The sequence below is a fragment of the Streptomyces sp. NPDC058469 genome (genome assembly GCF_042721125.1).
Classification (GTDB): domain Bacteria; phylum Actinomycetota; class Actinomycetes; order Streptomycetales; family Streptomycetaceae; genus Streptomyces.
Map to the genome: position 1 here is coordinate 1 of NZ_JBHXME010000191.1, position 19,390 is coordinate 19,390.

The window sequence follows — 19,390 nt, forward strand, 5'->3', positions numbered from 1 at the left end:
GTGGGGGCGGGGGGGTGGGGTGTGGGGTGCTGGTGGTGTGGGGCGGGGTTGGGGTGGGGCCGGTAGGGGGGGTGGGTGGATCCGGTTGTGTGCGGGGTGCGGGTGCGTGGGGCTTGTCGCGCAGTTCCCCGCGCCCCTGACGGCATCAGGGGCGCGGGGTGAAGGAGTGCTGGGGGCGCGAGGGACGCGGGGCTGAAGCGAGGCGCAAGGCTGGGCCTTGGATGGCGGCACAGCCGCCTCTTAGGGGCTCGGAGAACTGCGCGACCAGCCCCCACCGGGCCCGCACCCGAAAAACTCACTTTACCCCCCGTGGGATACTGACCGTGTCTACCAAACCCACCAGGAGAACGGCTCCCACCCCATGACCTCGGTCACGTCGCTCACCGACCTAGTCCACCAGCGCCTCGCGAACGCCCTTTCGGCAACCCTGCCGGAGGCCGCCGCGGACCCCCTGCTGCGACGGAGTGACCGTGCGGACTTCCAGGCGAACGGCATCCTCGCCCTGGCCAAGAAGGCCAAGGCGAACCCCCGGGAGCTGGCAAAGCAGGTCGTGGCGAACGTGGTCACCGGTGATGTGATCAAGGACATCGAGGTCTCCGGCCCCGGCTTCCTGAACGTGACGATCACCGACCGGGCGATCACCGAGACCCTGGCCGCGCGCTACGCCGACGACACGGCCCGCCTCGGCGTGCCCCTCGCCCCGCACCCGGGTACGACGGTCGTCGACTACGCCCAGCCGAACGTGGCGAAGGAGATGCACGTCGGTCACCTCCGTTCCGCGGTGATCGGCGACGCGGTCGTCCAACTCCTGGAGTTCACCGGCGAGTCGGTGGTCCGGCGGCACCACATCGGCGACTGGGGAACCCAGTTCGGCATGCTGATCCAGTATCTGGACGAGCACCCGGGCGAGTTGGACCACGCCGGCGCGAACGTCACCGGCGAGGAGGCGATGTCGAACCTCGACCGCCTCTACAAGGCCGCGCGCAAACTCTTCGACTCCGACGAGGAGTTCAAGACGCGGGCGCGCCGCCGGGTGGTGGACCTCCAGGCGGGCGAGCCGCAGACCCTCGCCGCCTGGCAGAAGTTCGTGGACGAGTCGAAGATCTACTTCTTCTCCGTCTTCGAGAAGCTGGACATGGAGATCCGGGACGCGGACATCGTCGGCGAGTCGGGTTACAACGACATGCTGGACGAGACGTGCCGCCTGCTGGAGGAGTCCGGCGTCGCGGAGATCTCGGACGGCGCGCTGTGCGTGTTCTTCGACGACATCAAGGGCCCGGACGGCAACCGGGTCCCCCTGATCGTCCGCAAGTCCGACGGCGGCTACGGCTACGCGGCGACGGACCTGTCCGCGATCAGGGACAGGGTCTTCAACCTCAAGGCGACGAGCCTCCTCTACGTCGTCGACGTCCGCCAGTCCCTGCACTTCAAGATGGTCTTCGAGACCGCCCGCCGGATGGGCTGGCTGAACGACGACGTGACGGCGTACCAGTTGGCCTTCGGCACGATCCTCGGCAAGGACGGCAAGCCGTTCAAGACGCGTGAGGGCGTGTCGGTGAAGCTGGAGGACCTCCTCGACGAGGCGGTCCAGCGGGCGACCGCGGTCGTACGGGACAAGGCCGAGAAGGTGGGCCTGACCGAGCAGGAGATCGTCGACAACGGCCGGTACGTAGGCATCGGCGCGGTGAAGTACGCCGACCTGTCCACCTCCGCCGTCCGGGACTACAAGTTCGACCTGGACCAGATGGTCTCCCTGAACGGCGACACGGCCGTGTACCTCCAGTACGCGTACGCCCGCATCCAGTCGATCCTCCGCAAGGCCGGCGAGGCCCACCCCCTGGCCCACCCGGAGCTCGAACTGGCCCCGGCGGAGCGGGCGTTGGGCCTGCACCTGGACCAGTTCAGCGAGGTGATCGCGGACGCGGCCAAGGAGTACGCCCCGCACAAACTGACGGCGTACCTGTACCAACTGGCGTCCACGCTCACGACGTTCTACGACCAGTGCCACGTACTGTCCCCGGACAACGCGCCGGAGGTCGTCGAAAACCGCCTGTTCCTGGTGGACTTGACGGCTCGGACGTTGCAGCGGGGCATGGCGCTGCTGGGCATCAGGACACCCGACAAGCTCTGACCCCTACGCCGGTTCGGCGGGCAGCCCGGTCTGCCCGGTCTGCCCGCCCTCGGCTCTACGCCACGCGCCTTCAGAGCCCCGACGAGTTGCCCGAGCTGCCGTACGAGCCGCCCGCCTGCCGCCGTAGCCGCCGCGCTTCCTCCTGCACGCGGCGTACGACATCCCCCGCGCCGGTGGTGTCGTCCAGCCCGTTGGCGAGGAGTTGCGCGGCGAGCGTGTCGAAGTAGTGGGCGGTGGTCAGAACCCGGTCCTCCAGGTCGTAGGGCGAAGTGGCGCCCGACGGCAGGGCGTTGACCTCGTCGAGGACGCGGGTGATCTGCTGGGTGATCTCGTCCTGGGCGCCCTGTGCCAGGCTCACCGCCCGGCTGGTCTGGGCGAGGATCGAGTGGCAGGAGCGGCGGAGTTCCTGGACGAGGCGGTGGTCGCGGGTGGGTGCGGACACGTAGCTCAGGTCGTTGGCGCCCTGGAAGCTGCCCTGGAGGGCACGGCCGGCCGCCGCGGCGACCTCGAAGTGCCGCAGGTCGATCGCGCTGGTGGCGCCGAGTGCCGCGCGGAAGCAGGGGTGGACGTGGAACTCCGTCTCGTGGAACTGCGCGGGCAGGTCGTCGCCCCCGGCGAACACGACGTCGTTGCCACGGCGCACCCCGAGGAAACCCACCGCGTAGAGGACGTCGATGACCCCGGGGACCGTCAACGCGTCGGCGTACGCGGGGAAAAGCCGGTGCAGCGACTCCGCCGCCGCCTCGAAGCGGGTCGCGAGGACGGCCCGGGTCACCACGTACCCCGTGTTCTGGAACAGCGGAAACAGATGCTTGAGGAAAGGGTGCGCGACCAGGTACTCCAGCGCCAGGTCCTTCAGCTTCCAGTCGGAGAACTGGCGCCCCGCCTGGACGACGTCCGCCTCCGTGATCCGGTCCCGGCCGTGGATCAACGAGGCTGTCTCCTGGCAAAGGTTGAGGAACTGGATCGCGTCCCGGGGACGTGGCAGGCAGCGCCGGAAGAGGTAGGTGGCGGTCTCCTCGCCCTCGACTGCCGCCGGGAACAGGTCTCCCCACAGCACCCCGGCCGTCAACTCCGCCCCGGCCGACGCCCGCGCCCGCGCCAACGCCAGGTCGCGCAACGCCTGTTCGGTCCAGGTGATCCGCAGTTCGTCGCCGCGGAACTTGTCGCCCTCCCCGAAGTGCAGTGAGTCGTAGATGTCGGCGCGCAGGAACAGCAGGACGCGTACCGCGGAGCCGTAGAGACCCGACGCGTGCTTCGCGGCCAACAGCAGTCCGATCACCATGGAGTTGCTGTCCGTCTCGGCCGACCACACCAGTTCCAGTTGGTCGACCATGAGCAGCAGAGGTCCGTGCTCCGCGCCGCAGTCCAGGTCGGCGAAGGCCTGTGCCACGCCCTGCTCGACGACGTCCAACTGCCGGGCGGCCTGCGCCCCTTCGGACAACGGCGCCTGCGCGAGACCCAGTCCCGCCTTGAACCCGAACGCCTCCAGCGACAGCGAGGTCTGCAACCCCCTGGCGGCCTGCGCGAGCCGGTCCCCGAACCGTCCGTCCGCCGACTCGCCGTTCTGCTTCAGGAACCGCGCCAGCGCCTTCACCGAGTCGGGCCTGCGCCCGTGCGCGTCCTTCGCGTGTGCCACCAGATGCCGGGCCGCGTATACGGCGAAGAGGTACCGCCAGATCAGCGCCTTCGCCGAGTCCCCGGGCAGCCCCTGCAACTCGAACCGCCGGATCTCCTCACCCGCGGTCTCGTCCGGGGGGATCAGCTCGGTCCCGGCGTAATGGCCGGTGCCGTCGGCCTTGAGCTGCATGCAGATGGCGCTCTTGCCGGATCCCTTGCGCCCGATGATCAGCATCTTGCGCCCGCTGAGCGCGCCCCGGTACGCGGCGTTGGGCAGAAACCCGCCGCGCAGCAACAGGCCGTCCTGCACGTCCCGTTCGGCATCCTCACGCCCGAAATGCAGCTGTGCGAGCAGCGGCCCGTCTGCCATACCCGTCCCCCTCGGTCGTCGACACCCTCCACGTTAACGAGAACGCCGAACCGCGGGCTGTCCCTCCCCCGTGAGGGGCAGCCCGCGGCAGTCAACAACGGCTTTTTCAGCTGCCGTTGGCTCAGATGCCGTTGGCGAAGTTCTTGAACGCCGCCCTGGTGCCGGAGCCGGCGTCGCCGTCGATCGCGCCGGTGTAGCCCCAGTTCTGCAGCAGCCGCTGGAGCGCCTTGATGGTGTTGACGCCGGGGTCGCCGTCGATGGCGCCGGTGTAGCCCCAGTAGGTCTTGAGGTTGCGCTGGAACGCCTTCCAGCTGTTCGGGCCGAGCTGCCCGTCGATGGTGTCGGTGTAACCCCAGTACGTGTGCAGCCAGTTCTGCACCTTCTTCGCCTCGGCGGTGGAGAGGCCGAAGTTCTGCACCGCCTGGATCGAGACGTCGGAGGCCTGTACGGAGGCGGCCGGCGCGGCGAAACTGGGGGCGGCGAACGCGACGCCCCCGACCGCGATACCGGCGACGGCGGTGAGGCTGACGAGGGTCCTGGCCACGGCATTCGGTCGCATGCGTTCCTCTTTCAGGTAGTCGTTTCAGGTAGTCGATCGTCGTAACGTCGTCGTGCTGTCGTCGTGCTGGAACGAGACTGCGGCCCGCTCGCGCCGCCCCGCCACAGTCGGCGCGCAAGTGACGTCTCGACGGGACGCCACTACCCCTGACCCGCGGAGACACCGACAGCCGGGACGACGGGACGGGACGACGGGCGGCCCGTAGCGGACCATGGCCGATTCCCTTCACGCCCTGGAACCGGATAGCCGTGCGATGCGGTGTCAGTGATGCAGAATGCGACGCGGCAGGGACCGCTGACCCCGGACCCTGAACGCGAAGTGGGGGGAACACATGTCGCGTTGGAAAGTGCTGCCCGCTGAACTCGATCCGCGGGTACGGCAGTTGGTGGTGCGCCTGCGCCGGCTGAAGGACCACAGCGGCCTGAGTATCCGGCAGTTGGCGGCGAGGACGGGCTACAGCGCGAAGTCCTGGGAGCGGTATCTGGGCGCCCGTTCACTGCCGCCCGTGGAGGCGGTGGAGGCCCTCGCCCGGACCTGCGGCGAGGACCCGACCCGCCTGCTGGCGCTGCGGGAGGTGGCGGCGGAGGGCTGGACCGCCACGCCCGAACGGGCCCCGGCGGCAGGCCCGTTGTCGTCGCCGGGGCCGGCCCCCCGTTCCCCCGAACGGCGCGCCCTGCGCATCGCGCTCGTGGCTGGCTCGGTGACCCTCGTGCTGGCGGTCTCCTCGGCGGTGCTGGTGACGATCCGCATCATGAACGACGACAACAGCGGCAGCCCTACGACTACGACCCGATCGACGGCCCCGCTCGCCGCGCCGACGGCCGCGTCGCCGTACCCCTGCCGGGTGCAGCGGATCGACGGCCGCTGGTACGCGGGCAACAGCCGTACCCAGCAGGAGAATCTGGCCGTGGGCAACGCCGGGCCGGATGTCGCCGAGGCGCAGTGTCTGTTGCGCAGGACGGGGATCTCGCCGGGCGGCATCGACGGGATCTTCGGCCCGCTGACGGAACACGCGGTCAAGGAGTTCCAGAAGCGGTCCGGCCTTGTCGTGGACGGCATGGTCGGCCCGCACACCTGGAAGGCCCTCCGGGGATGAACCAACTGGCCGCCGCGATGCGGGAGTTGAGGGCCGCCACCGGTCTGAGCCTGGCGGGCCTCGCCGCGAAGACGCCGTACAGCAAGTCGTCGTGGGAGCGCTATCTCAACGGCAAGACGTTGCCCCCGAGGGAGGCGGTGGAGGAGTTGTGCCGACTCGCGGGGGAGCCGGTGGGGCGGTGTGTGGCGCTGTGGGAGCTCGCGGAGGCGGAGGGGAGCGGGCGGGGGGTGACTGGTGGGCAGGCGGTGACGGGTGGACGGGCGGCGGCAACGCTCGCTCCGGGCACCTCCCCGTCGCAGGTCGCTTCCCCGCCGGCCGTCTCCCCGGTCCCGGAGCACCCGCCGGTCCCGGAGCACCGAACCGTGGCCACCCTCGCGGTGCTCGCCTCCGTGTGCGCGGTGGCCGTGACCGCCGTAGCGATCGCCCTGTTGCTGCTCCCCGACTCCCGTTCGTCCGAGCCCCTGTTCCCGACGGCCGCGACCACGGCCACGCCCATCGGCCCGGGCTGCCATGGCTCGGCCTGCGAGGGCAAGAGCCCGATAGGCATGCGCTGCGCCGCCCAGCCGGACACCGTCGCCCAGCATCGGACGGCCACCGGGGCGTGGATGGAGCTGCGGCACAGCAGGGAGTGCGGGACGACCTGGGCGCGGACGTGGGGCGGCCGGATCGGCCTCCGGATCGAGCTGAGCGTGCCGGGGCGGGCGGGGGCGGTGCACGGGGCGGAGGTGGGGAACGCCGTGGACGCGGAGTCGTATGTCTACACGTTGATGGCGGTGACGGCGCCGGGGACTGTGGTCCGGGCGTGTTTCCAGCCCGCGGTGGGCGGCAAGCGGGAATGCTTTGACGGGCGCGTGACGTAGCTGTGTAGGGTCCTTGAATGCCGAGAGTCAAAGTCAGCGTGATCGTCCCCGTCTACAACACCGGGAAGTACGTCGACGAGTGCGCGCCGTCGCTGCTGGGGCAGAGCCTGCCCGCCGACGAGTACGAGGTCATCTACGTCGACGACGGCTCGACCGACGACACCCTGAGCCGCCTGGAGAAGATCGCCGCCGGGCACCCGAACGTCCAGGTCCACACCCAGCCGAACTCGGGCTGGCCGGGCGCACCCCGCAACCTCGGCATGAAGCACGCCAACGGCGAGTACATCCAGTTCGTCGACCACGACGACACGCTCGGGCCCGAGGCCCTGGAGCGGCTGTACGAGCACGCGAAGCGGAACAACGCCGACGTGGTCCTCGGCAAGATGTCCAGCACGATGGTGCGGCCCCGGCGACTGTTCCGGCACACGGTGGACGCCTGCACGATCGAGAACGACGAGCTGACGCAGAGCATGTCCCCGCACAAGATGTTCCGGCGGGCATTCGTCGAGGAACACGGGCTCCGCTTCCCCGAGGGGCCGTGGATTCTGGAGGACCTGGCCTTTGTCAGCGCCGCCTATCTGAAGGCGGAGCGGATCGCCATCCTCGCCGACTATCCCGTCTACTACTGGATGAAGCGGGACGACGGCGGCAACAACACCCAGCACCGTTTCAACCCGCGCCACGGTTTCTGGTCCAACACCCGCACGATCGTCCGCCAGATCAAGGACGGCACGCCCGCGTCCGACGACATCGACGCACTCCAGAACCGCCTCCTCCACCGCCTCTACCACGTGGAGATCCTCTCCCGCACGCGTGAGCCGGAGATCCTGCGCGAGGACCCGGCCGAGCAGCGTCAGCGTTTCGAGGCGGCGAGGGAAGTGGCCCTGGAGGAGTTCCCGGCGGCCGTACGGGAGGGCCTGCCCCCGGTGTCCCGCCTGCGTGCCACGCTCCTGGAAGCCGGCGACTTCGACGGCGCGGTGACGCTCGCCGAACGCATCCGCGAGGTCAAGGCCCGCAGCGAGATCGGCGACCTGCGCTGGGAGGACGGCCGCCTGGTCGCCGACGTGACACTCGATCTCCTCCGCGGCGACGGCGAGCCTCTCGTCCTCGTCGAACGGGACGGAAAGCAGTACCTGGACCCGGAGTTGCTGGCCGGCGTCCCGGGAACGGAGGACGGCTGGGAGGTCCCCGACCCCTTCCGGCTGGCGTACGCGGAACTGGTGGTGAAGGACCGGGACCGCGAGGACTGGTGGTACCCGGAGGGCGACCTGGAAGTACGGCTGAAGCCCCTCGGGGACGGCCGTTCGCAGGTGATCGCCTCCGGGCGACTGTCCCTGGACCCCGAACGGCTGGCGGGCGGGCGCCCGTTGGAGCGGGGCGTGCACGACGTGTGGGCGTACGTCCAACTGCTGGGCGTGGACCGGCTGGTACGCGTGACGGGCGACGGCCCGGCGGCGGGTCCGGCACTGACGGGTGGCCGGCTCGCGCTGCCGTACTGGACGGTCAAGGGTCAACTGGCCCTGGACGTGGACCAGCGTCAACGCAAGCTCGGCCCTGACACGGCCGCGGTCGCCGCGACCAACTCCGAGCGGGGTGAGGGGAGTTCACTCCCCCTGCCGTACGTGGCGGCGACAGCGGACGCCGCCCCGGCACGCGTGAAGGTCACCGTGGCGACGCTCGCGGTGAACGCCGAGTTGCACCCCACCCCCAACGCCGCCACAGCCCAACTCCGCCTCCCCGCCCGCCTGAAGCTCCCCTCCGGCCGCCACCCGGTAGCCCTCCCGAAGACGGCCGGCCCGCTCGCGTACGCGGTCGTCCGCGACGGCACGGTGCTACGGCTGGAGGGTCCCGCGTACGAGGCCGGGGGTGGTCGACGGCTCCTGGACTCGGTGGCGGACAACCGTCAAGTACGGCGGGTGCGGAGGAAGTTGGGGAAGTAGGGCGTCAGGGAACCAGCGTGAAACTGGCCCGGTAGACATAGCCCGGCATGGCGGGGGTCCACGCGAAACCGTGCCCCATGGTGAGGATGTCTGTCGCTCCGTCGGGATGGTCCAGCCCGTTCATGACGTAGCTGATGGTGTACGAGACCGTGGCCGGAGTCGAACCCGACCACTCGTAGCAGTCGAGGTACACCGGGTGCTCGTCGAAGTCCCTGACGGCCGTGGGATTGTCCGCACTGAGGTATATGTGGCGGATGTACTGCGGAAACGCGGACAGGTCCTGGCAGACGACCTCGGTGATCGGGGCATCGGCCGAGGCGGTGGCGGCCGGTGCCGTCAACGGGACGCTCAGGGCGGCGGCAACGGCCAGCAGGACGGCGGGTCTACGCATGGTCGGCTCCATGGATACGTTGGCGTTCACGGATGCAGCGACGGGCCACTCATTGTGACAACGACCGCTGCGTTCCACAGGCTGAAAACGCGCCGCCCTCGCACCCGAACTCCGCCCACACCACCTTCCCGAAGCCCCGTTCCCCCACGCCCCACTTGTCGGCGAGCGCCGACACGAGCAGCAGCCCGCGTCCGCCCTCGTCGGTGGCGTCGGGGTGGGTGTCGAGGCGCGGGACACCGCCCCCGCTGTCGTGCACCTCGACCCGCAGCGAATAGCCGTCGCAGCGCAGCAACAGCCGGAACTGGCGCCCCGGCGGCACCCCGTGCACCAGCGCGTTGGTCGCCAACTCGCTGACGCACAGCAGCACATCGGCGCCGCGCTCGGTCCCGGCGAGTCCCCACTCCGCCAGATACGCGTGAGCGAACTGCCTCGCGGCGGGAACGGACCGGCGTTCGCGCCGGAAGAACTTCTCACTCAGGTTCACGGGACAAGAGTTGCGTAGCGTCACTACTGTTGACAGGGCGTGAGCCCTGGATCCGTTTTTGTACGGGTGGAGTACGGGTTCGTGCGAGGTCCGGAACGGGTGGATGTGGGGAGCACCACAGCATGAACTCCAAGAAGAACCGCTCGACGATGCGGATGCTGGGCGCACAGGTCAAGGCGGCCCGCATGGCGGCCGGTTACACCCAACGGCAGCTCTCCGAGTTGGCGATGGTCGACGAGGAGACCATCGCGTCGATCGAGCAGGGCAGGCGGCGGTTGATGGTCCCGCTCGCGAGGTCGCTGGACAGGATCCTCGACACGAAGGGGACGTTCGAGGCGGGCGTCGACAATCTGCCGGAGATCGACCAATTCCCGCTCTACGCCGAGGAGTACATGCTGCATGAGCGGGAGGCCATCTCCCTTTCCTGGTACGACAACGCCGTACTTCCTGGTCTGCTCCAGACCGAGGAGTACGCCCGGGCCGTGCTGACTGAACGCATTCCGGCCTACGACGAGGACGAGATCGCCGCCAAGCTCGCGGGCCGTGTCGAGCGGCAGGAGATCCTGCAGCGCAAGAATCCGCCGACGATGAGCTTCGTCGTCTGGGAGCCGGTGCTGCATCTCGGCATCGGCGGCCCAAAGGTACGCCGCGACCAGCTCCGGTTTCTCCGTGAATGCGCCGAACTCCCAGGCCTCTCACTCCAGTTCCTGCCGATGAATGCCTCATCGCATGCAGGCCTGGCAGGCCCGTTCATTCTCTTGGAGACACCGGACCATCAGCACCTGGCGTACGCCGAAGGCCAGCGCGGCAGCCAGTGGGTTTCCGACCTGGATGAGGTGTCCATCCTGGCGCGCAAATATGCGATGCTGCGGTCACAGGCCCTGTCACCCCAGGAGTCCAGGGGCCTGCTGGACCGTCTGCTAGGAGATCAATGAGCACCGCACTTGAGTGGTTCAAGTCGAGCTACAGCAGCGACGAGGGCGGCGCCTGCCTCGAAGTCGCGTACGCCTGGCGGAAGTCCAGCTACAGCGGCGACGAGGGCGGCCAGTGCGTCGAGGTCGCCGCCTGCCCCCACACCATCCACATCCGCGACTCCAAGAACCCGGCAGCCAGCGGCCCCACGCTCACCGTCTCGCCCACCGCCTGGGCGGCGTTCACCACCGGCCGGTAGTCGACGAGTCCACGTCGAGCGATGCCCGGGGACCTTCCCCCCACCAGGAGGGTCCCCCCAGAAGTGTGACACTCCGCGCCAAACTGTCACACTTCCGCCAGTAGGTCACCCGCCGAGCGAGACAGTCACGTACTGGCCGACCCCCTCAACCTTGAGTTCGCCGCCCATCAGCCGCCGGTCAGGTGCAGGTACGAACTCTCCGTCATCGCGACCTTGGACAGCTCGACCAAGCGCATGAGTTGGATACGGTTGAAGGTGGTCTCCCCATGGGTCATGACCCCTCGACGGAGGCTCTCCCAAGGCCCCGCCTGACAGAGAAGCCGGAACGACTCCTCGCGGTCGGCCGAGATATGCGTGATCTCTCGCCCCCGGCGATCCAGGACGTATATCCCGAGACTCATGCCCATCCCTCCACTGTCAGTGCCCGCCTCTACAGTTTCCGGCATGGCGACCCTTCCCAACCCGCTGCCGACCCTGGCGGCCGACCCGAGCGGCAGCTCGCTCGGGCTTGAACTCCCCGCCGGGAGTCTGATCGACGTGACCGCCGAAGGCCCGGCGGACGAACCACTGTTGTGGTGTGCGGACGAGCCGGCGAGGCCCGGGGACTACGACGCCCTCCAGCCCGCGCGCCGGGCCGCCGGGCTGCTCCCGGTGCTGTTGGACCTGGGCGGCGACCAAGGCGGCCTGGACGAATGGCAGTTGCTGCCCGACGAGGCCTCGTACCCCGGGGACCACGACGCCGAAGAGGTCCTGGAGGACTTCTGGGAGGAGTACGCGGGCGACGAACTCGCCCCGGACGCCGACCATCCCAGCACGGACTCCTTCGCCGAGAACTTCCCCGAGCAGGCCACGTACGACGAGATGATCGCCCCGTACGGCCCCGAGTGGCCGGGGCTCGCGCCCGCCACGGAACGCGGGCAGGAGCAGACCGTCGACCCCGACGCCCGCGCCGCCGAGATCGCCGACTCCCTTGCCGAGAGCGGCACTTGGCTCAAGGACCCGCACCTCGCCCTCGTACCGGCCCGCCGCAGCGCCGACATCCCGGCGGCGATCGGCTGGACCGGCCAGATCAACTACGAGGGGGACGTGGCCCGGCTCTGCGCCGTCCTGCGCTCCTGGGAGGACCGCTTCGGCATACGGGTCGTCGCCCTCACCGCCGACCAGTTGGTGCTGTCGGTCGCGGCCCCGCCTGCCACCCAGGAGGAGGCCGAGGCGATCGCCGCCGAGCACTTCGCCTTCTGCCCCGACAACATCACCCAGGGCCATCACGAGACCCTGCGCGCGTACGCCCAGCACGAAGTCCTCAACCAGCAGGTGTGGTCCTTCTGGTGGGACTGACCCGTCGAGCACACTCGGCCCGGATCAGCTCAGGAGCTTCATCCCCTCCGGCGCCTCGATCCCGAACTCCTCGTCCAGCACCCGCCGCGCCTCCCCCTCGTCCGTCAACTCCCGCTCGCTCACCCGGCCGTCGTCCCGCGTCTCGGTCAACACGCGTCCGTGGAGCAGGAGATGGCGTTCAGGGGTGACGCGCTGGACGAAGAGGCGCTGGGTGAACGGGGAGCGCGGGTTCGTGGCGATGTGCCAGTTGACGACCTCGAAGTCCACGTGCTCGAAGGGCTCCAGGGTGAAGGCGTACTGCGGCTGCCAGGAACCGCCGTCCGCCTCCCCGGCCTTGTCCCGGCCGTACGCCTGGAGGACCAGGAGTTCCAGCGGTCCTCGGTGCGGCACCCGGACGAACCGGTGTCGGCGCCCCGCGTCCTCGAACTCCTCGCCGACCACCACCGGTACCGGCTCCAACAGCCCCCCGATCGCCCCGAACCCGACGTCGGCCAGATACGGCTGCGGGTCGCCCGGCACCTCCACGAGGAGCGCCATGTGGGTGCGCGGGCGGCTCTCGACGCGGTCCGCGCCCACGATCACCCGTGCCGCCAGCAGGGTCACCCCGAAGCCCAGTGCCCTGAGCGCGGTGGCGAGCAGTGTGTTGTGCTCGTAGCAGTAGCCACCGCGCCGGCTGTGCACCAACTTGGCCATCAGGTCCGGCAGTTCGAGCGAGGGGGCCGTACGCCGGAGCGCGTCCAGGTTCTCGAACGGGATGCCCCGCAGGTGCGCGAGGTGCACGCCCCGCAGCGTCCCCACGTCGGCCCGCCGCTCGCCCTCCCAACCCATGTGCGCGAGGTACTGGTCCAGGTCGAAGGCACCGCTGTCAGCCATGCCCCCACCCTACGGAATCACCCGCCGCGCCCCTCTGCAGCTCACTGCTGCGTCGCCGACTCCAACGCCTCCACCGCCGCGGCCGCCGCCGTCGAGTCCTGGCCGTAGAAGATGTCGATGTCGACCTCCTCGCCGCCCATCGTCAGGGTGTCCCACGCGCCGCTGAGGACGAGCATGCGCAGGGTCCTGGACTCAAGGGTCTGGAGGCGTTCCAGAATCGCCTCGTCGTCCGGCATGCCCGCCAACCGGGACGCGAGCCTGTCGCGGATCGCCGCCATGCGCGCCAGCAGCGTCGCGGTGTCCGCCTCACGGTCGGGTTCCTCAGCGATGCCGTCGATGCCGTGGTCGATGATGTCCTTGATGGCCCAGGTGACGCCCTGGTCGTCGGTGGTGACCATCGCCTTCCAGGCGCGGCTCTTGTGCCGGTACTGGAGCATCGACATCGCGGCTTCGTGCCGTAGGAAGTCCGCGTCCCGGAAGGGGCGGCCGTTCCAGGCGCTGTTGAGGGAGCGGGCGAGTGAGATCGCCGACGCGAGACCGCTGTTGAGGCCTCGGCCCGGCCAGAAGTGGATCGCGTTGGCCGCGTCGCCGAGGAGAAAGCCGTAGGTGCCGGGCGAGTTGACGGTCGGAGGCAGCAACTCGGCCGAGAACCGCGGGCGTTGCACCATGTCCAGGCGGAAACTGGTGACCGCGGACAAGTCCTGGGACTGGACGTCGAAGAGCCGTAGGCCCTCGTGCACGCGCTTCCATAAAGGCGATCCCTTGATGAGCGCGGGCAGGAACAGCGTGCCGTGGGTGGCGCACTGGAAGTCGCCGTGCTCGTCGCGGTTCATCAGGCACGGCCGGGAGGCGATGCACTCCTCGAAGACGCGGCGGACCGGGTCGATGCCGATGACCTCCGTCAACTCGGCGTCGGTCAGCCGCATGTTGAGGAAGCCCTCGCCGCGCAACGAGTTGAGCAGGAACCGGTTCTGAGCGACCGTCAGCACGATCGCCATGGGGTCGGGCAGTTCCGACTTCACCCTCAACCCGAGGACCACGTCCCGCAGATGGACACCGTCGAGGGAGTAGATGGACTCGTCGGCCTTGCCGAACCGGGCCGCGAAGTGGTCCCGGGTGCGCGACCGGCCACCGTCGCAGATGGCGAGCACGTGCTGCGAGGCGAGTTCGTCGCGCTGTTCCGCCGGGTCGAACTTGGCCGGTATGAGCCGTATTCGGGCCCGCTTCTCGTTCGCCAGCTCCAGCAGCCGGTCCTCGATGTAGGCGATCCGCATGTTGCGCGGATGGTGGTCGCCGATCGAGTCCGGGCCGGACGGCCACATCTCGGTGTAGTGCTCGGGGTCGAAGAGCCGCTCCTGGACGTACTGCGGCCACGCGAGGTACTGCCGGCTCTGCACGGTCACCACCTGCTGGCGCCGCACATTGCCCTCCGCCTCGCTCTTCCAGACGACGCTGCGGCCGTCCTTGCGCCACCGGCCCTCGTAGACGGTGATCTTCACCTGGGTGCCGAGGAAGTGTTCAAGGAGCAGGGCCATGGACAGACCGACGGGACCCCCGCCGACGACGGTGACCCGCAGCAGGGAACCGTCTTCGCTCTCCTCCGGGTGGGTCACGGAGCGGGGCAGGTTGAGCGCCATGAGGGTCTGCATGGCGTCGGCGACCTCGAAGCGGAACTCCTGTTCCCCGATGGTGATCTCGTCACCGGGCTGCAGCACCCGGGCCTCCACCTCCTCCCCGTTGACCTGTGTGCCGTTGCTGCTGCCGCAGTCCCGCAGGACGTAGCCCTCGTCCTGGTCGAAGACGATCTCCGCGTGGAAACGCGAGACGCTCGGGCTGGCGATGACGACCGTGTTCCCCGCGTTGCGTCCGAAGGTGACACGCGTGTCGACGATCGGGATGCGCTCTCCCGCCAGCAGACCCTCACGCCCGACGAGCACCGGTGCCATGGCACTTCCTTCCAGAGGGTGATGACATCAGCAGCGCTGTGACGATCAACTCTATACTTGCGTGATCAAGTATTCCAGAGGGCAACTCGACCGGTTAACAAGGGGGTTCAGGGTTTTGTCCCCAGCCCTTCCCCCAGCCTCCTGAGCCCCTCCCGGATCTCCCCCGGCGTCTGCGTCACGAAGCACAGCCGCATCGTCGAACGGTCGGGCTCCCCGGCGTAGAAGGGGGCACCCGGCACGTAGGCCACGTCCTGTCGCAGCACACGTGACACCAGTTCCGTCGTGTCGTACGACTCCGGAAGCCGCGCCCACAGGAACATGCCGCCCTCGGGTCGCTCCCAACTGGACCCCTCGGGGAGCGAGTTGGCAAGCCCCCCGAGCATGGCGTCGCGCCGCTCCCGGTACACGGCCGCGACCCGCGCCACATGCGCGTCGAGGTCGTTGTCCGCCAAGTACCGTGCGGCGGCAAGCTGGTTGACGGTCGGGGTGTGCAGGTCGGCGGCCTGTTTGGCGACGACGCAGGCCCGCAGCAGCTCGGCCGGCGCGCGCAGCCAGCCCAGGCGCAACCCGGGGGCCATCACCTTGGAGAAGGAGCCGAGCAGCACCGTACGGTCCGCCGCGCCCCCCTGAGCCGCGATCCACGGCAACCGCTCGCCCTCGAAGCGCAGTTCGCCGTACGGATCGTCCTCCACGATCCACAGCCCGCGCCGCGCGGCGACCGCGGCGACGGCGGCCCGGCGGTCGGCGGGCATGGTGCGGCCGGTGGGGTTCTGGAACGTCGGCACGGTGTAGAGCAGCTTGGGCCGCTCCCGGACGACGAGTTCGTCCAGCGCCCCGGGATCGACCCCGTCCCCGTCCCCCGGCACGGCGACGACCCGCGCGCCGGCGAACGCGAAGACCTGAAGTGCCGCCAGATAACAGGGACTTTCGACGAGGACGACGTCCCCCGGTTCCAGCAGCGCGGTCGCGAGCAGTGACAGCGCCTGCTGCGATCCGGTGGTGACGAGGAGGTCGTCGGGGCCGGTGGGCAGCCCGCGGGCGGAGGTCCGCGCGGCGAGGGCGGTACGGAGCACCGGCTCGCCCTCGGTCGTCGCGTACTGCAGCGCCCGCGCGGGCGTCTCGGCGAGCACCGCCTGGTACGCGGCCGCGATGCCGGTCGCGTCGAAGAGCTCGGGTGCCGGGAGCCCGCCCGCGAAGTTGATCACCTCGGGGCGGGCGGTGACGGCGAGGATGTCCCGCACCGGCGAACCGCCGATCGCACGGGCGCGCGCGGCGAGCGGCGGCAGGGCGGCGGGGACAGGGGCGAGGGCGGAGGCCGGCGCGGGCTCGATGACGGTCATGCCGGACAGCCTAGGAATGTAGGTGCCGCCTACAAGCGGGTTTCCGCGATCCGGACACGCGCCCGGCCCCGCCCCCTACCTGCGTCGCCCCGGCCCCGACCGTGCTCAGGCCTTCTTGCCGGTCGCCCCGTACACGTTGATGTCGTCGTCCGTCACATCGTTGATGTCCCGGTAGGTGATCTTCTCGATGTCGTCGAGGCTCTCGAAGTACGCCTGCTCCACCACCGGCGGGGCGGGCGCCGGACCGGGGTGCCACTTGTGGGCCGGGACCACACCGGGCTCGTCCAGGGTGATGCCCGGGGTCTCGGTGAACAACCGCTCGACCTCGTCCTTGGAACGGAACACGAAGGTGAACCCCCGCTCCGTGTACGTCCGTTGCACCGCGCGGGCCGGGATCGGGTGCATCTCGTCGGTGAGGTGGCTGAGCACCAGATGGCTGCCGGACGGCAGCACATCCACCAGCTCGCGCACCAACGGGTACGCCTCCTCGTCCTCGACGAAGTGCAGGATCGCCACCAGCAGCAGGGCGATCGGCTCGTTGAAGTCGAGGGTCTTGGCGGCCTGTTCGAGGATGCCGGCCGGGCTGCGCAGGTCGGCGTCGATGTAGTCGGTACGGCCCTCGGGGCTGCTGGTGAGCAGCGCGCGGGCGTGCGCGAGGACCACCGGGTCGTTGTCGACGTAGACGATCCGCGACTCGGGCTCGATGCCCTGGGCGATCTGGTGCACGTTCTCCGCGGTGGGCAGCCCGGTGCCGATGTCGAGGAACTGGCGCACCCCGTGTTCCTGCGACAGCCGGGTCACGGCGCGGCGCATGAAGTCCCGGTTGTGCCGTACGTCGAGGTACCCGCGCGGGTTGGCGGCGAGCGCGGCGGCGGCGGCCTCGCGGTCGACGGGGTAGTTGTCCTTGCCGCCGAGGAAGACGTCGTAGACGCGGGCCGGGTGGGCCTTGCTGGTGTCGATCCTCCTTCTCAGCTCGGCGGGATCTTGGCTGAGGGCGTCACCGGGCATGCGCGTCTCCCGTAAGAGTGGGTCGTTCGAAGGACAACCGGAGCACTGCTCATCAAGAGCGGTGGTCAACAACCTAACTCCCGCCGGGACTTGATGGTGCCCAGTCCGAGGGACGGGCGCCCGGTCCCCTTCCCGCGTCCCACAACGTGCCCGAGTCAGCCGACATCCCCGCAGGTCAGCGCCGACGGGACGGTCCCGGCGTCCCGAATCCGGCGACAGCCGTAGCGCCCACCCCGCGCGACCACCCAAGCTGCACCCGATGACGCTTCGCTTCCACAGGGGGAACCCATGCCCGCCCGTACCACCCGCATCCACATCCGCGTCCTGGCCACCACGGCGGCCGTGCTCGCCGCGCTCGTGCTCTCGGGGTGCAAGGACGGCATGGGCGTACGCGACGAAGGCCCGTCCGGCGTGAGCCCCACGTCGTCGATGTCGACGGGGTCCACGCCCTGACGGGCCTCGTGGCGTGTGTGATCAGACGTGGGCCGGAATCCCGTCGACTTCCTTCGGGTTCGGGCCGTACTGGTTGACGCCGGGCTTGCCGTCCGTGCAGGTGAAGACCAGCAGGATGATGCCGCCGACGAGCGGGACGAGCCCGATGAAGATCCAGCCGCCCGAGCGGCCGGTGTCGTGCAGTCGGCGGACGGTGACGCCCAGGCCGGGCAGCAGGAGCGCGAGGTAGAAGATGACCACGAGGTACGGGAACTTGATCGCGACGCCGATGACGCCGAGAACAATCGCGATGATCCCCGCGAACAGGGCGAACATCCAGTACTCCTTGCGACGCGCCCGGCCGCTGAATACCGCGTACTTCTTCAACGCCTCGATGAACCAGCTCATGGTGTCCCCCAGGGATCGACGTCCAGACCGTCCAGAACGGATCAGGCCAGGCGCAGAAGGTAAGGACGCTGATGCGGACGCGTCAAATCCACATAAGTGCCGGACACTGAAGCTTATTTGGGGTCACATCCCCCCACACCGGCCATCGATTTCGGGCCAGGACCCGTTCCCGCCCCGAACCGAGATCGCCCCGACGCCGGAACGATCTCGAAGCGTTGCCGATTGACGGGCGATCGACGGTCAGCGCAGCTTCTGCGCCGCCTCCACCGCCCAGTACGTCAGGATGTTCCGCGCCCCGGCCCGCTTGATCCCGGTGAGCGTCTCGAAGATCGCCCGGTCCCGGTCGATCCAGCCCTTCTCGGCGGCGGCCTCGACCATCGAGTACTCGCCGGAGATCTGATAGGCGGCGACCGGCACGTCCACGGCCTCGGCGACCTTGGCCAGGATGTCGAGGTAGGGCCCGGCCGGCTTGACCATCACCATGTCGGCGCCCTCCTCCAGGTCGAGCGCCAACTCCCGCATGGATTCCCGTACGTTGGCCGGGTCCTGCTGGTACGTCTTGCGGTCCCCCTTGAGCGAGGAACCGACGGCCTCACGGAAGGGACCGAAGAAGACGGACGAGTACTTGGCGGTGTACGCGAGGATCGACACATCCTCCCGCCCGATCTGGTCGAGCGCGTCCCGGACGACCCCGATCTGCCCGTCCATCATCCCGCTGGGCCCGACGACATGAGCACCGGCGTCGGCCTGCACCTGAGCCATCTCGGCGTACCGCTCAAGGGTGGCGTCATTGTCGACGCGCCCGAGCTCGTCCAGCACCCCGCAGTGCCCATGGTCGGTGGTCTCGTCAAGACACAGATCGGACATGACGAGCAGTTCGTCCCCGACTTCGGCCCGCACATCACGAAGGGCGACCTGCAGAATCCCGTCGGGATCGGTCCCAGGAGTCCCGAGGGCGTCCTTCTTGGACTCCTCCGGCACGCCAAAGAGCATGATCCCGGAAATCCCAGCCGCGACAGCCTCAGCGGCAGCCTTCTTCAAACTGTCCCGAGTGTGCTGTACGACCCCGGGCATCGCGGAGATCGGCACCGGCTCACTGACACCCTCACGCACAAACGCCGGAAGGATGAAGTCAGCCGGGTGCAACCGGGTCTCAGCAACCATCCGCCGCATGACAGGGCTGGTCCGCAGCCGCCGGGGCCGCGAGCCGGGGAAGGATCCGTACGTCGTCATGCCATCTACGCTACGCCCGCCTCAGGGGCACCTTTGCCGACGGTGAGTCGGAGCATATTTCGGTGCACTTCAACGCGCTTTCGAGTGCGCCCTTCGGTGCACTTCCAGCACAGGCCGACAAAATCAGCCCGTTGGGGGTCCCCCTCTGGGGGAGTTTGAGGACGAGGCCCCTTCAGGGCCGAAGCGGGGG

At 69.3% G+C, this 19,390-nt stretch carries 19 protein-coding genes; 8 read left to right on the forward strand and 11 right to left on the reverse strand.

Features of this window, described 5'->3' with window-relative positions; all coding sequences use genetic code 11:
* The first annotated feature begins 361 nt into the window (after positions 1–361).
* Positions 362–2,131 carry an arginine--tRNA ligase gene (gene argS, locus ACFWP5_RS45580; RefSeq protein ID WP_384170984.1) on the forward strand — a complete coding sequence of 590 codons (1,770 nt, stop codon included), beginning with the start codon at positions 362–364 and terminating at the stop codon, positions 2,129–2,131.
* Between the two features lie 70 nt (positions 2,132–2,201).
* On the opposite strand, the gene ACFWP5_RS45585 is transcribed toward argS, so the two are convergent.
* Together ACFWP5_RS45585 and ACFWP5_RS45590 are read right to left on the reverse strand one after the other, a co-directional pair.
* Positions 2,202–4,121: a P-loop ATPase, Sll1717 family gene (locus ACFWP5_RS45585; protein WP_384170986.1), complete on the reverse strand. Its 1,920-nt coding sequence runs from the start codon at positions 4,119–4,121 to the stop codon at positions 2,202–2,204.
* A gap of 121 nt (positions 4,122–4,242) precedes the next feature.
* Entirely contained in the window at positions 4,243–4,680 is a 438-nt protein-coding gene (locus ACFWP5_RS45590) for a peptidoglycan-binding protein (RefSeq protein ID WP_384170988.1), read from the reverse strand.
* Between the two features lie 331 nt (positions 4,681–5,011).
* Between ACFWP5_RS45590 and ACFWP5_RS45595 the strand changes: the two genes are divergently transcribed.
* The 3 genes from ACFWP5_RS45595 to ACFWP5_RS45605 are packed head-to-tail and all read left to right on the forward strand — an operon-like array spanning position 5,012 to position 8,576.
* Complete coding sequence (locus ACFWP5_RS45595) at positions 5,012–5,776, forward strand: peptidoglycan-binding protein (protein WP_384170990.1); 765 nt, start codon at positions 5,012–5,014, stop codon at positions 5,774–5,776.
* Positions 5,773–6,636 carry a helix-turn-helix domain-containing protein gene (locus ACFWP5_RS45600; protein WP_384170992.1) on the forward strand — a complete coding sequence of 288 codons (864 nt, stop codon included), beginning with the start codon at positions 5,773–5,775 and terminating at the stop codon, positions 6,634–6,636. Before ACFWP5_RS45595 ends, ACFWP5_RS45600 begins: the two co-directional genes overlap by 4 nt.
* 17 nt (positions 6,637–6,653) lie before the next feature.
* Complete coding sequence (locus tag ACFWP5_RS45605; protein WP_384170994.1) at positions 6,654–8,576, forward strand: glycosyltransferase family 2 protein; 1,923 nt, start codon at positions 6,654–6,656, stop codon at positions 8,574–8,576.
* A gap of 4 nt (positions 8,577–8,580) precedes the next feature.
* Here the strand turns inward: ACFWP5_RS45605 and ACFWP5_RS45610 are convergent, their stop codons facing one another.
* Together ACFWP5_RS45610 and ACFWP5_RS45615 are read right to left on the reverse strand one after the other, a co-directional pair.
* Positions 8,581–8,967 carry a hypothetical protein gene (locus ACFWP5_RS45610; protein ID WP_384170996.1) on the reverse strand — a complete coding sequence of 129 codons (387 nt, stop codon included), beginning with the start codon at positions 8,965–8,967 and terminating at the stop codon, positions 8,581–8,583.
* A gap of 49 nt (positions 8,968–9,016) precedes the next feature.
* The gene (locus ACFWP5_RS45615; protein WP_384170998.1) at positions 9,017–9,451 is read right to left on the reverse strand and encodes an ATP-binding protein; all 435 of its coding nucleotides are present in this window, start codon (positions 9,449–9,451) and stop codon (positions 9,017–9,019) included.
* A gap of 122 nt (positions 9,452–9,573) precedes the next feature.
* Here ACFWP5_RS45615 and ACFWP5_RS45620 point away from each other — a divergent pair, with 122 nt between their 5' ends.
* Together ACFWP5_RS45620 and ACFWP5_RS45625 are read left to right on the forward strand one after the other, a co-directional pair.
* The gene (locus tag ACFWP5_RS45620) at positions 9,574–10,386 is read left to right on the forward strand and encodes a Scr1 family TA system antitoxin-like transcriptional regulator (protein WP_384171000.1); all 813 of its coding nucleotides are present in this window, start codon (positions 9,574–9,576) and stop codon (positions 10,384–10,386) included.
* Complete coding sequence (locus ACFWP5_RS45625; RefSeq protein ID WP_384171002.1) at positions 10,383–10,622, forward strand: DUF397 domain-containing protein; 240 nt, start codon at positions 10,383–10,385, stop codon at positions 10,620–10,622. The genes ACFWP5_RS45620 and ACFWP5_RS45625 overlap by 4 nt, the downstream gene beginning before the upstream one ends.
* A 167-nt stretch (positions 10,623–10,789) precedes the next feature.
* Here the strand turns inward: ACFWP5_RS45625 and ACFWP5_RS45630 are convergent, their stop codons facing one another.
* Entirely contained in the window at positions 10,790–11,023 is a 234-nt protein-coding gene (locus ACFWP5_RS45630; protein ID WP_384171004.1) for a hypothetical protein, read from the reverse strand.
* A gap of 43 nt (positions 11,024–11,066) precedes the next feature.
* On the opposite strand from ACFWP5_RS45630, the gene ACFWP5_RS45635 reads away from it, so the two are divergent.
* The gene (locus ACFWP5_RS45635) at positions 11,067–11,960 is read left to right on the forward strand and encodes a DUF4253 domain-containing protein (RefSeq protein ID WP_384171006.1); all 894 of its coding nucleotides are present in this window, start codon (positions 11,067–11,069) and stop codon (positions 11,958–11,960) included.
* Positions 11,961–11,984: 24 nt separating this feature from the next.
* Here the strand turns inward: ACFWP5_RS45635 and ACFWP5_RS45640 are convergent, their stop codons facing one another.
* The 4 genes from ACFWP5_RS45640 to ACFWP5_RS45655 form a co-directional block, all read right to left on the reverse strand.
* The gene (locus ACFWP5_RS45640) at positions 11,985–12,833 is read right to left on the reverse strand and encodes an arylamine N-acetyltransferase (RefSeq protein WP_384171008.1); all 849 of its coding nucleotides are present in this window, start codon (positions 12,831–12,833) and stop codon (positions 11,985–11,987) included.
* A gap of 41 nt (positions 12,834–12,874) precedes the next feature.
* Positions 12,875–14,779, reverse strand: coding sequence for an FHA domain-containing protein (locus ACFWP5_RS45645; protein WP_384171010.1), 1,905 nt, complete (start codon positions 14,777–14,779; stop codon positions 12,875–12,877).
* A 107-nt stretch (positions 14,780–14,886) separates the two neighbouring features.
* The gene (locus ACFWP5_RS45650; protein ID WP_384171012.1) at positions 14,887–16,119 is read right to left on the reverse strand and encodes a PLP-dependent aminotransferase family protein; all 1,233 of its coding nucleotides are present in this window, start codon (positions 16,117–16,119) and stop codon (positions 14,887–14,889) included.
* A gap of 105 nt (positions 16,120–16,224) precedes the next feature.
* Positions 16,225–17,127 (reverse strand): SAM-dependent methyltransferase, encoded by a 903-nt coding sequence (locus ACFWP5_RS45655; RefSeq protein WP_384171014.1) that lies wholly within the window; start codon positions 17,125–17,127, stop codon positions 16,225–16,227.
* Between the two features lie 288 nt (positions 17,128–17,415).
* Here ACFWP5_RS45655 and ACFWP5_RS45660 point away from each other — a divergent pair, with 288 nt between their 5' ends.
* The gene (locus ACFWP5_RS45660) at positions 17,416–17,580 is read left to right on the forward strand and encodes a hypothetical protein (RefSeq protein WP_384171016.1); all 165 of its coding nucleotides are present in this window, start codon (positions 17,416–17,418) and stop codon (positions 17,578–17,580) included.
* Between the two features lie 21 nt (positions 17,581–17,601).
* On the opposite strand, the gene ACFWP5_RS45665 is transcribed toward ACFWP5_RS45660, so the two are convergent.
* Both ACFWP5_RS45665 and hemB read right to left on the reverse strand, forming a co-directional pair.
* The gene (locus ACFWP5_RS45665) at positions 17,602–17,967 is read right to left on the reverse strand and encodes a DUF805 domain-containing protein (RefSeq protein ID WP_384171018.1); all 366 of its coding nucleotides are present in this window, start codon (positions 17,965–17,967) and stop codon (positions 17,602–17,604) included.
* Positions 17,968–18,207: 240 nt separating this feature from the next.
* Entirely contained in the window at positions 18,208–19,200 is a 993-nt protein-coding gene (gene hemB, locus ACFWP5_RS45670) for a porphobilinogen synthase (protein WP_384171020.1), read from the reverse strand.
* Positions 19,201–19,390 lie beyond the last annotated feature (190 nt).